This window comes from Herbaspirillum sp. CF444 (assembly GCF_000282135.1).
Classification (GTDB): Bacteria; Pseudomonadota; Gammaproteobacteria; order Burkholderiales; family Burkholderiaceae_D; genus Herbaspirillum.
In genome coordinates, this window is sequence record NZ_AKJW01000059.1 from 166,630 (window position 1) to 178,899 (window position 12,270).

Genomic DNA, 12,270 nt, shown 5'->3' on the forward strand with positions numbered 1-12,270 from the left:
ACGACAACTGTTTTGCATTTCCTGGATGGCCCGGCTTTCGTTCATGCCCGCTTCTCCGGGGCGGTCGGGCTATTGCCAACATTCGTGTACGACAATCTCACAAGTAATCATTAGAATAATGTAGTCTGGTGGCAGTTTGACTTGAAGTGGCGTTGAAAAATATCAAAGCTCAATCAAAGGTGACCGACCATGCTAATTAATAAAATAATCGTTGGTATATTGCTGTCATTTTTTTCCTTATCTTCGTTTGCTCAAATCAAATTGGTGCTGGGACACGGGACCGGGCTAAACAGTCCGCGTCAGGTAGCGGCAATGCGTTTCGCGGAAATCGTTAAAAGAGACAGCAATAATCGCATTGAGGTTGAAGTGGCAGGTGCAGCGCGGCTGGGCGATGACGTTGCCATGATCGACTCGCTGTTGGCCGGGACTTTGGACATGTCGGCCAATAGCCAGGGCCCGGTTTCCGCAGTGGTCCCTGAATACAATGCGTTTGGCATGCCATTTCTCTTTGCCAATGTGACGCAAGCCTGGAAGGTGCTGGATGGGCCGCTGGGCAAGGAATTGGCACAAAAAACCGCCGCCAAAGGAATGATCGTCCTGGGCTATTGGGACAACGGCATTCGTCAGATGACGAATAACAAGAAACCCATCCTCACGCCCGCGGATATGAAACAAATGAATATTCGTACTCCTCCGGATCCGGTAACCATAGACATCATGGAGGCCTTGGGAGCGAAGGCGTTTCAGATCAAATTCTCCGATTTGTATGCGGCATTACAGCAAGGCATTGTCGACGGTCAGGAAAATCCGCTGGTCAATATCAATGCAGGCAAGCTCTACGAGGTACAAAAATATATTTCATTGACGAATCACAAATATGAAATGACTCCCTTTCTGATGAGCAAACGCACCTGGGATGGCTTATCCGAAGGCGATCGTCGGATTATTCTGAACGCGGCAACCCAGGCCACGCAATTGCAACGCAAGCTGGCGAAGGAAGAAGAAGAAAAACTGCTGGTGGAATTGAAGAACAAGGGTGTCAGTATCAACAAGGTGCAATTGAAACCATTCGTCGCTGCCACCAATGGCGTGACGGAGAAATGGTTTGCCAGTGCCATCGGGGATTTTACAAAACGCGTCGTCAATGCGGCCCGGGAGAAATGAGTCAATGAGGCAAAACACTCGCCTGTAACCGTGAACTTCATGCAGATATGAAAATAAAAACCGTGCTGGGAAGTGGCTTCGGCGTCATCGTCGTGACGGTCATCGGCATTGTGATATTTTCGCTGACTATTTTTTCACGGTTGTCCGAGCAATGGACGGAAATGTCCACGGTAACCGTCAAACGCAATGAATTGCTTCTGAAAAGCTCCATCCATCTTAGTGCTGCGGCCTTGGATTTTGTCGACTACATTCATCGTGGCGGCAATTACGATGAACGCTTCATGCTGGAACTGAATCTGCTCGACGAGCAACTCCGCGCCTATCGCAGTACCGCCGATATGATGCAAGAGGAACAATTATTGATCGACAAGGCAGAAGTGTTGACACAGTTGTATCGTCAGTCGATGCAAGCGGTGATCCGGCAGCGTAGTGCAGGCGTTGATCCGCGCATACTTGAGTTTTCCGCGCAAGGAGAAGAAAACAAACGGATTGAACTGGTATTGCAAAAACTGACCAGCTTCAGTACCAGCAAGACCGCCAGCGCAACGAAAAACATCATCGATTTGCTGCGTTCGAGCAGGGACGGCCTGTATTTAGGAATGTCGATTTCCTTGCTTGCCACTATTTTGACGGCACTGCTGGTGATGTATCTGATCAGGCAGTACATCAAGGAAAAAGAACAATCTCTCTTGTCGCTTGTCAGCGAAATCACCGAACGAAAGCGTATCGAGGAAGAGCTTAAACAGCACCGCAATCATCTCGAAGAATTGATCAACGAACGCACTTCGGAACTGAGTATTGCAAAAGAACGTGCCGAAGTGGCCAATCATGCAAAAAGTACATTTTTGGCAAGCATGACGCACGAATTGCGTACCCCGCTCAATGCGATTCTCGGCTACGCACAAATTCTCAAACGCAACAAAAACCTTGGCGAACGCCAACTCATCGGTCTCAATACGATTTATGATAGTGGCGAGCATCTCTTGATGTTGATCACCGATCTGCTGGATTTGTCGAAAATCGAAGCAGGCAAGTTCGAATTGTTTCCTTATCCAGTCAACTTGCATGTGTTTTTGGACGGTATCGGCAATATTATTCGCGTCAAGGCCGAGCAAAAAGGCCTTCAATATGTTCTTGACAGCGATCAGACGATACCGACGCTTGTGCTCGACGAGAAACGGTTGCGACAGGTAATGCTGAACTTGCTGGGGAACGCCGTCAAATTTACCGATACGGGACAAGTTACGTTACGCGTATCGGTATTGTCCCGGAATGCGAATGCAATACAGTTGAGGTTTGCTGTCGAAGATACCGGCATTGGCCTGGATCCCGGTCAATTCGAGACCATTTTTCAGCCGTTCGAACAGGTTGGCGAAACGCAACGCCGCTTTGGCGGAACCGGCTTGGGTTTGTCGATAAGTCGCCAACTCGTGCGCATGATGGATGGCGACATCGCCATATCGAGCCGACTGGGTGCCGGCAGCATATTTCATTTCACCTTACTGCTTCCCATCGCAACCGCTGACGTTGCCGCGCCGCTGCCAGGCTTGCCGGTCGTCGCTTATCAGGGGCCTCGGAAAAAAATTCTGGTGGTAGACGATATTGCCGCAAACAGGGAAATGCTGAGTGACATGCTGGGTGGACTTGGATTCGAAATCTGCCTTGCCGTCAATGGCGAAGACGGCGTGGCACAGGCGCAGCAACTGCGGCCCGATCTGATCCTGATGGATATCGTGATGCCGGTAATGAACGGACTCGATGCGACCCGCAAGATCCGGGAAATACCGGAAACGCAGAGTATTCCGGTCATTGCCATTTCCGCCAGCGTGACCTCGGAAGATGAACAGAAGAGTTTGGATGCCGGTGTTAATTTCTTTATGAAAAAACCTGTGCAGCAAGAAATTCTTGTGCATAAAATGAACGAGTATCTCAAGGTATCGCTGGTTTATGACCAGGCGATTGCCGAGGCTGCCCCGCAAGCCGAGAGCGATGAGCATGTCCTGGTCATTCCTCCCATTGAGGAGATTGAGATTTTGTATCGCATGGCATTAGCCGGCGATATGCGGAAAATTCGTCAGCGTGCGGATTATCTCGATACACTGAGTCACACATATCATCCCTTTGCCGAGAAATTGCGCCAATTGGCCAAATCCTATCAATCAAAGACGCTGGTGAGTTTGATAGAAAAATATGTGCAGCGAACATCGTCTCAATGACTAATGTCGACATGTCAACTATGGTAGAACCCGCCAACCTGTCCATTCCGCCGACACCGGTCACTATTCTGGTGGTGGACGACACGCTCGCGAACATAGGTGTATTAACCGATTTCCTGGAAAGCCAGGACTTCACGGTGGTCGTGGCGCAAGACGGCGAAGAAGGTTTGCAGCGGGCGCAATATGTATTGCCAAACCTGATCCTGCTCGATGTCATGATGCCGGGGATGGACGGATTTGAAATGTGTCGCCGATTAAAAAAGGACGAAGCAACGCGCGATATTCCGGTGATATTCATGACAGCGTTAACCGATACGACGAACATCGTGACCGGATTTGACGTCGGCGGGATCGACTACATCACCAAACCGATCGAAATCGAAGAGGTGTTGGTGCGCATCAGAACGCATCTTCGATTACAAGAAATGCAAAAGCAAGTGAGCATGCAAAATGCCGAATTGCAGCAAGAGGTGAGGACGCGCGTCCTTGCGGAACAGGCTTTGCAAGTGGAAAGTGACAAGCAACATCAGCTCATCCTTCAATTGAAGGAGGCGCAGAACCAGTTGCTTCAATCGGAAAAAATGGCTTCGCTCGGACAATTGGCCGCAGGGGTCGCTCACGAAATAAACAATCCGATCGGCTTCGTCAATTCGAATCTCAACTCCTTGCGTCAATACATGAGTGTCTTGTTCGGCCTGATCGACAGCTACGAGAAACTCCTTGTGCAGCATCCATCGACAGTGCCGCAAATGGAGCAACTCAAGCAGCATGCCGATATGGATTTTCTGAAAACGGATGCGGATGAATTGATGACCGAGTCGCAGGATGGTTTGAAGCGCGTCAAGGATATCGTGCAATCGTTAAAGGACTTTTCGCACAGAGGAGTCAGCGAGTGGGAGTTTGCGGACCTGCATCACGGCTTGGACAGCACCTTGAACATCGTCAACAATGAAATCAAATATAAAGCCAACGTGGTCAAGCAATACGGCGTTCTGCCCCCGGTCAAATGCATTGCCTCCCAACTGAATCAGGTCTTCATGAACCTGCTCGTCAACGCCGCGCATGCGATTGAGAAACGTGGCGTCATCACCATTTGCACCGGAACCGAAGAGGATCAGGTCTGGATAAAAATCAGCGACGACGGTGCCGGTATTCCTCCCGAGAATTTGACGCGGATTTTCGATCCCTTTTTTACCACCAAACCTGTTGGCAGCGGTACCGGGCTTGGTTTGTCCTTGTCCTATGGAATAGTCAGCAATCATCGCGGAAAAATTCAAGTAAGCAGTGAACTCAACGTCGGCACGTCTTTCACGATTCATTTGCCGGTAGACCCGCTCCTTGTCGAAATGAAAGAGGATTGAATCGTCAGCGGAAGCTCTTTGAATGCAATCGGTCCTGCACATGGAGTCATGGCGTGACCTGCCGGCGTTTTGCGAAGGCCACGCGCTGCCGGCAAACAAAAAGGCTCCCGAACGGGAGCCTTTCAATGTGCGGCAATCAATGCGCTTGCGGCAAGCGAACCGTCAGTTAACCATCCGCATTAATCCGCGCGATCAACGCCTTCAAGACTTCTTCGGCGCGCTCGTTCTCCACCTGGCAAGTCCCGGCGTTCTCGTGCCCGCCGCCGCCGTATTCCAGCATCAGTGCGCCGATGTTGGTTTTCGAGGTGCGGTTCAGGATGGATTTGCCGGTGGCGAAGACGGTGTTCTGGTTCTTCAGGCCCCACAGCACGTGGATGGAGATGTTCGTCTGCGGGAACAGGGCGTAGATGATGAAGCGGTTGCCGGCGAAGATGACTTCTTCGTTGCGCAGGTCCAGCACCACCAGGTTCTTGTGCACGGTGGCGCAGCGGCGGATTTGTTCCTTGCACTTTTCGGCATGCTCGAAGTACAGGTCCTTGCGTTCCTTGACGTCGGGCGAGGCCATGATCTGGTCGATGGTGTGCGACTTGCACAGTTCGATCAGGTCCATCATCAGGTTGTAGTTGGAGATGCGGAAGTCGCGGAAGCGGCCGAGGCCGGTGCGGGCATCCATCAGGAAGTTGAGCAGGTCCCAGCCTTGCGGATCGAGCACTTCCTGTTCGTTGAAGCGGGCGGCGTCGCCCTTGTCGACGGCGGCCATCATGTCGCCCCACGATGCGGGGAAAGCCTTTTCGCCGCCGTAGTAGTCGTACACCACGCGCGCGGCCGACGGCGCGTCGGGGTGGATCACGTGGTTCTTGCGTTCGCCGGTGTTGCGGATGGTTTCCGACAAGTGATGGTCGAAGGCGATATGCACGCCCGGCACGAACGGCAGGTTGGTGGTGATGTCGTTGTCGCTGATCGCGATCTTGCCGTCCTGCATGTCTTTCGGATGCACGAACAGGATGTCGTCGATCATGTTCAGGTGTTTCAGCAGGACTGCGCAGACCAGACCGTCAAAGTCGCTGCGCGTCACCAGACGATATTTTTTTGTTTCCGACATGAGTGTTTCCCCCTCGTTGATTGAAGATTTTGCCTAGCGTCTGCCACCGTGGTGCAATGGCTAATAATACAACTCAAAATTATGCGTGGACAGAAATTGTTGCGATTTGAAGCGCATCCCGCGTGTCAGCAAAACAACCCCGGACTCTGCTTCCACGGCAGCGGCGGCGCTTCCGCCGGGCCATGATTTTTCAAGCGATGGAAGCTGCGGAAATCGGTCGGATGGCAAATAAGCGGAAAGTGTTCCGACGGAAATATTTCAGGCGCAAATTTATTTCATGGCCTAATTTTTCCGCGCAATAAAAAACCACATCAAGCGCCGGGCTGATGTGGTTTTCTTGTTATAGCAGGACCTGCATTCTTCCTTGCGTTGGGCTTCAGTTCTCCTGCCGTATTGCCATGATGCGCGGCAAACTCATCTCTATCCAGTCCGTCAGCGCTTCCACGCGCTGCGCCGCTTCCAATCCCAGGGGCGACAGGGTGTAGTCCACGTGCGGCGGCACCACGTCATAGGATTTGCGGATCACCAGGCCGTCGCCTTCCAGGTCTTGCAGCGTCTGGGCGAGCATTTTTTCGCTGACGCCGCCGATCTTGCGGCGCAAGTCGCTGAAGCGGTGCGTGCCGGCCAGCAGCGCCACCAGGATCAGCACGCCCCAGCGGCTGGTGATGTGCTTGAGCACGGCACGCGAGGGGCAATCGGCGGAAAACAACTCGCCGCGCCGTAGCCGTTCCTTGAGTGAAACGTGATCTGCGAGCGGGTCGGGGAGGGGATCTCGTGTATTCATCCGTTTATTCTACACTAACCTTTTTGTGCGTACTTACTAAAAGTAAGTGTATCCGGTAACCTGAGATTTCTTTCACTGTAGTTTCATTTTTATTGGATAGGAATCGTCATGATCGTCGTTACCGGAGCTACCGGCCAATTGGGCCGTCTCGTCATTGCAGCATTGTTGAAAACCGTTCCCGCCGGCCAGATCGTTGCCGCCGTGCGCAGCCCGGAGAAAGCCGGCGACCTTGCCGCGCTGGGTGTGCAGGTGCGCCGCGCCGACTATACCGACGCCGCCAGCCTCGACGTTGCGTTCCAGGGGGCGAAAAAAATCTTGCTGATCTCTTCCAATGAAATCGGCGCGCGTCTTGCCCAGCATCGTGCGGTCGTCGATGCCGCCAAACGCGCCAAGGTGCAACTCCTGGCCTACACCAGCGTCCTGCGCGCGGATACCTCGAAGCTCGGTCTGGCGGCCGAACATCTGCAAACCGAACAAGCCATCAAGGACAGCGGCGTGCCGGCAGCCATCCTGCGCAACGGCTGGTACACCGAGAATTACACCGCCGGCGTGCCGGGCGCGCTCGCACAAGGCGCCATCTACGGCAGCGCCGGCAACGGCCGGATTTCCTCGGCGGCGCGCAGCGACTATGCGGAGGCTGCGGCAGTCGTATTGGCCGGCGAGGGACAGGCGGGCAAGATTTATGAACTGGCCGGCGACAGCGCCTACACCTTGACCGAGCTGGCCGCCGAAGTGTCGCGCCAGTCGGGCAAGACGGTGGAGTATCGCAATATTCCGGAAGCCGATTACAAGGCCGCGCTGATCGGTTTCGGCTTGCCGGAAGCCGTCGCGACGCTGCTGTCCGATTCCGATACGGCGGCATCCGGCGGCGCGCTGTTCGACGAAGGACGGCAACTCTCCACGCTGATCGGCCGGCCGACCACACCGTGGGCAAGTTCGGTGGCGGCGGTGTTGAAATAAACCTGGAACGTCCCCTTACGACAGCTTGTCGAGAACGCTGTAATACGCCACGCCGGCGGCGATGTAGAAGCGCTGCAATCCGTGAAAAGGAATCGGCTGTATCGTGCTGACCGGAAACGGGAAGGGCGTGGCGGCGTCGCCGGTCAGGCGTTGCGCCAGGCAACGCCCCATGGTGCTGGCCATGGCGATGCCGCGGCCGTTGTAGCCGAGTGCAATCGTCAGTCCGGCAGCCGGTTCATGGACGTGCGGCAGGAAGTCGCGCGTAATCGCCACGCGACCGGCCCAGCGGTATTCATAGCCGACCTCCGCCAGTTGCGGAAACAGCAGCGCCAGCGAACGTTCCAGATGCGCGAAGTCTTGCGGTCCCCGCGGATCGGGAAAGGGGCCGCGTCCGCCCATGAGCAGGCGGCCTTCGGCATCGCGGCGGTAATACAGCAGCAGCCGGCGCGAATCGGACACCACTTCCTTGCCCGCCAGGATGCTGTCGCCCAGCGCGGCGGGCAGCGGACGTGTCGCAACGATGAAACTGTTGGCCGCAATCACCGACTGTTTCAGCTGCGGCCACAACGCGCCGGTGTAGCCGTTGGTGGCGATGATCACGCGCTCGGCGGTGATGATGGCGCCTTGTCCGGTATGCAGCAGCCAGCGTTGTCCCTGGCGTTCCAGTCTGACGACGGGCGTGTTGCCATGGATGGCGACGCCTTGCGCCAGCGCTGCGCGCGCAAGGCCGCGGCAATATTTCAGCGGATGGATGCTGCCCGCACGGCGGTCGACCCAGGCGCCGACATAGGCGGAGGTGCCGATGCGGCGCGCGACCGCGTCCCGGTCCAGCAATTCGATCGGCGCGCCGCGCTCGGCCCATTGCGCGGCGCGCTTTTCCAGCACGGGCATGACGGCGGCCGAATGCGCCGGCTGGATCCAGCCGTTGCGCACCGCGTCGCAGTCGATGTTATGACGCGCGATCAGGTCGAATACCGTATCGGCGGCCTTGCCTATGGTGTCGATCAGGCCTTCGGCCTTGGCGGAGCCGAACATGACGCGCAACTGATCGGGGTCATACTTGAGTCCGGGGATGACCTGGCCGCCGTTGCGCCCGGAAGCGCCCCAGCCGGGCTCGCTGGCTTCCAGCACGCAGACGTTCACGCCTGCCTCGGCCAGATGCAACGCGGCGGACAAGCCGGTGTAGCCGCCGCCGATGATGGCGACGTCGACCGTTTTTGATTCGGTGCAGGGCGGTGTCGCCGTCGCTATCGCTATCGCCTCGGTTGCGGTGGCGGCCCACAGCGATGGCGGCAGGGCGGCGCCGGCCGGCGTTTGATCCATGGCTTTGCTCATGGCGCGACCGCCGTTCCCGGATGATCGCCTTGCACGCCGATCTGGGGCGCCAGGATGCGGCGCAGGAAATCCTTGGTGCGCGCATGCTGAGGCGCGCCGAGCACGTCCTTGGCCGAGCCTTCTTCGACAATCGTGCCGCTATGCAAAAAGCAGACGCGGTCGGCGACTTCCCGGGCGAATCCCATCTCATGCGTGACCACGATCATGGTCATGCCGTCGGCCGCCAGCGTGCGCATCACGGCGAGCACCTCGCCCACCAGTTCGGGATCGAGCGCAGAGGTCGGTTCATCGAACAGGATCGCCTGCGGCTGCATCGCCAGTGCGCGGGCAATCGCCACGCGTTGTTGCTGGCCGCCGGACAACTGGTTGGGATAAGCGTCGCTGCGTTGCGCCAGGCCGACTTTTTCCAGCAGCGCCATGGCGGACTTCCTGGCGACGTCGGGGGCGATTTTGTTGACGAAGATCGGGCCTTCGATCACGTTCTCCAGCACCGTGCGATGCGGGAACAGATTGAAGCGCTGGAACACCATGCCGACCCGCGTGCGCAACTGGTGGATGGACGGCGACATGCTGTCGACGCGTTGCCCGTCGATCAGGATCTCGCCGGCTTCGTAAGTTTCCAGTCCGTTGATGCAGCGGAGCACCGTGGATTTGCCCGAGCCCGACGGCCCGATCAGGCACACGACTTCGCCTTGTGCAACCTGCAGCGACACGCCTTTCAATACTTCGTGCTTGCCGAAACATTTATGGATCTGCTTGACCTCGATCATTTGGCTTTTCCTTTGCCGGTACGGATTTCCAGACGGCGGATGATGAATACCAGCGGCAGGCTCAGCAGCAGGTACAGGATCGCCACCATGGTGTAGACCGTCATGTTCTGGAAGGTGGAAGAGGCGATCATCTGGCCGGCGCGCGTCATTTCCAGCACGGTGATGGTCGACACCAGCGACGAATCCTTGAGCATCATCACCAGCGTGTTGCCGTAGGGCGGCAGGGCGATGCGAAACGCCTGCGGCAGCACCACGCGGCGCATGATCATGGGATTCTTCATGCCGATCGATTGCGCCGCCTCGATCTGGCCGACGTCGACGGCTTCGATGCCGGCGCGGAAATTCTCGGCCTGATAGGCGGAGTACGCAATCCCCAGTCCGATCACGCCGGCCTGGAAGGCGCTCAGCTGGATGCCGAATTCGGGCAGCACGAAATAGATGTAGAACAGCTGCACGATGATCGGCAGCCCGCGAATGATATTGATGACGGTCGCGGCGGTCAGCGCCAGGCCTCGCCAGCGCGAGAGTTTCATCAGCGCCAGCGCGAGGCCGATCAGCGAGCTCAGGATGAAGGCATAGATCGTGACCTCGACCGTCACCCATGCGCCGCGCAGCAGGATGGGCAGGAAATCGAGCATGTTCTGGATAAGCATGGCGTTTTCGACTGGGTAAAGAGCAGGTGGAAAATGGAGGGATTCAGTCGCAGGCTGCCCTGGCCGGATGACCGGCAGCCTGCGCGGGAATGCTTTAGTTCAGGTTCCACTGTTGCACGATGCGGGCGATCGTACCGTCGGCCTTTGCCGTCGCGATGGCCTTGTTCAGGCGTTCCAGCAATTGCGTCTCGCCCTTGCGCACCACCAGGCAAACGTCGCCCATCAGCGTCGATTGGTATTCCTTGACCAGGCGCACTTGCGGATTGGCGCCTTGCGACAACTGATACGCCACGATAGGACGATCGCCGAAGCCGGCCTTGATGCGGCCCAGGCCGACGTCGCGCATCATGTCGGCGATGGAGTCGTAGACGCGCACTTCCTTGAAGCCGCCTTTCTTGTTGAGCGCATCGACGAACACCGTGCCGACCTGCGCGCCGACGATCTCGCCCTTCAGGTCATCCAGCGACTTGTAGACGTGCTTGTCCTCGGCATTGACGAACAAGCCTTCGCCATACGAATACACCGGATCGCTGAAGTCCACGATCTGCGCGCGCGCGGCGGTCTTGAGCATGGCGGCGGCAATGATGTCGATCTTGTTCGACGTCAGCGAAGGGATCAGCGCTGCGAAAGGCGTCTGCTGCACGTTGACGGTGAAGCCGGCGTTCTTGCCGACGGCGGTCACGGTATCGACCATCATGCCTTGCAGCTTGTTGGTCTTGATGTCGAGGAAGGTGAACGGCACGCCGGTCGAGGTGGCGCCGACGGTGTAAGACGTTTGCGCGAAAACGGCAGAAGAGGCGGAAACGGCGGCAAAAAGAAGGACGGTGCTGAACAGGTGTTTGCGAAGAGAGGTGAACGGTTTCATACATTTCCCTTTTTGGTATGAGTCCGGCCGGATCGGCGGGCGACCGGGTTTGACGGATTGAACATCAATAAACGCTACGAAAATAAGTATATTCGCATTTAAAATATCGTCAATAGATATTATTGTATCGATATTCGATACGATTTATAATAAGCGTGGATAGTCAGCCCAGAGATTCGCCACCACGAGGTTTGCAATGAGTGAGATGGAAACGAAGGAGCCGCGTGAGGCTTCCGACCTGTTGTTCAACCAGTCCCTGGAAAAGGGGCTGGCGGTATTGCGCGCCTTCAGCGCACAGCGCCGCACCATGACGCTGGCCGAAGTGGCGGAAGCCACCTCGATCACCAAGAGTTCGGCGCAGCGGATGATCTACACGCTCGAAGCACTGGGCTATGTGCGCAAGCATTCCCAGACGCGGCGCTATCAGTTGACGCCCAAGGTCATGGAAGTAGGCTACAACTACCTCGCCGCCGACATTCTCGTCGACGTCGCCAATCCTTTCCTGTCCGAGCTGGCGAACATCACCGGCGAGACCGTCAACCTGACCGAGCCCTATGACCAGGAGATGGTCTACGTGGCGCGCTTCGTGAGCAGCAAATTCATTCCCATCCACATGCCCATCGGCAGCCGCATTCCCATGTATTGCACGGCGTCGGGACGTTCTTACCTGAGCGCCTTGCCGCCGGAAGAGGCGCGCAGCCAGCTGCAGGCTACCGACCTGATCGTGCGCACGCAGCACACGCGCACCGACATCGACGACATCCTGCAAGTGCTGGAGACGATTCGCGAAAAGGGCTATGCCTGCAACGTGGAAGAACTCTTCCTCGGCGACATGACGATCGCCTCGCCCATCCTCAACAATCAGGGCATGCCGGTGGCGGCCGTGCACGTGGTGGCGCCGACCAGCCGCTGGACGCAGGAAGAAGCGGAGAAGCGCCTGGGGCCGCTGGTGCTGGAATGCGGACGCGCGATCAGCAATTCGATACGTACATTGACCTGATTTCGTCTGGTTGCAGAAAAGAAAAACCGCCGCAGAAATCTCTCTCTGCGGCGGCTTCGG

Annotated in this window: 11 protein-coding genes; 5 read left to right on the forward strand and 6 right to left on the reverse strand. The window is 56.7% G+C overall.

Translation table 11 applies throughout. The annotated features are described in order from the left end of the window. The first annotated feature begins 189 nt into the window (after nt 1-189). The 3 genes from PMI16_RS12535 to PMI16_RS12545 are packed head-to-tail and all read left to right on the forward strand — an operon-like array spanning nt 190 to nt 4,741. Nucleotides 190-1,164: a TRAP transporter substrate-binding protein gene (locus PMI16_RS12535; RefSeq protein ID WP_007880001.1), complete on the forward strand. Its 975-nt coding sequence runs from the start codon at nt 190-192 to the stop codon at nt 1,162-1,164. Nucleotides 1,165-1,211: 47 nt separating this feature from the next. Further along, nucleotides 1,212-3,380, forward strand: coding sequence for an ATP-binding protein (locus PMI16_RS12540; protein WP_007880002.1), 2,169 nt, complete (start codon nt 1,212-1,214; stop codon nt 3,378-3,380). A gap of 11 nt (nt 3,381-3,391) precedes the next feature. Next, the gene (locus tag PMI16_RS12545) at nt 3,392-4,741 is read left to right on the forward strand and encodes an ATP-binding protein (RefSeq protein ID WP_237719854.1); all 1,350 of its coding nucleotides are present in this window, start codon (nt 3,392-3,394) and stop codon (nt 4,739-4,741) included. A gap of 166 nt (nt 4,742-4,907) precedes the next feature. On the opposite strand, the gene PMI16_RS12550 is transcribed toward PMI16_RS12545, so the two are convergent. Beyond that, nucleotides 4,908-5,843, reverse strand: coding sequence for a hypothetical protein (locus PMI16_RS12550; protein ID WP_007880004.1), 936 nt, complete (start codon nt 5,841-5,843; stop codon nt 4,908-4,910). A 376-nt stretch (nt 5,844-6,219) separates the two neighbouring features. Next, on the reverse strand, nt 6,220-6,627 hold the full coding sequence (locus PMI16_RS12555) for a winged helix-turn-helix transcriptional regulator (protein ID WP_007880005.1): 408 nt from the start codon (nt 6,625-6,627) through the stop codon (nt 6,220-6,222). A gap of 108 nt (nt 6,628-6,735) precedes the next feature. On the opposite strand from PMI16_RS12555, the gene PMI16_RS12560 reads away from it, so the two are divergent. Further along, entirely contained in the window at nt 6,736-7,587 is an 852-nt protein-coding gene (locus PMI16_RS12560) for an SDR family oxidoreductase (RefSeq protein WP_007880006.1), read from the forward strand. A 15-nt stretch (nt 7,588-7,602) separates the two neighbouring features. Here PMI16_RS12560 and PMI16_RS12565 read toward each other — a convergent pair whose 3' ends face one another. From PMI16_RS12565 to PMI16_RS12580, 4 genes are all read right to left on the reverse strand, one after another. Then, nucleotides 7,603-8,910 (reverse strand): NAD(P)/FAD-dependent oxidoreductase, encoded by a 1,308-nt coding sequence (locus PMI16_RS12565; protein WP_034380304.1) that lies wholly within the window; start codon nt 8,908-8,910, stop codon nt 7,603-7,605. Between the two features lie 8 nt (nt 8,911-8,918). After that, entirely contained in the window at nt 8,919-9,692 is a 774-nt protein-coding gene (locus tag PMI16_RS12570) for an amino acid ABC transporter ATP-binding protein (protein ID WP_007880009.1), read from the reverse strand. Beyond that, nucleotides 9,689-10,345, reverse strand: a complete 657-nt coding sequence (locus tag PMI16_RS12575) for an amino acid ABC transporter permease (protein ID WP_007880011.1) — start codon at nt 10,343-10,345, stop codon at nt 9,689-9,691. Before PMI16_RS12575 ends, PMI16_RS12570 begins: the two co-directional genes overlap by 4 nt. Before the next feature lie 94 nt (nt 10,346-10,439). Beyond that, nucleotides 10,440-11,210, reverse strand: coding sequence for an ABC transporter substrate-binding protein (locus PMI16_RS12580; RefSeq protein WP_007880013.1), 771 nt, complete (start codon nt 11,208-11,210; stop codon nt 10,440-10,442). 205 nt (nt 11,211-11,415) lie between these two features. Between PMI16_RS12580 and PMI16_RS12585 the strand changes: the two genes are divergently transcribed. After that, nucleotides 11,416-12,210, forward strand: a complete 795-nt coding sequence (locus PMI16_RS12585; RefSeq protein WP_034380226.1) for an IclR family transcriptional regulator — start codon at nt 11,416-11,418, stop codon at nt 12,208-12,210. Nucleotides 12,211-12,270: the final 60 nt, after the last annotated feature.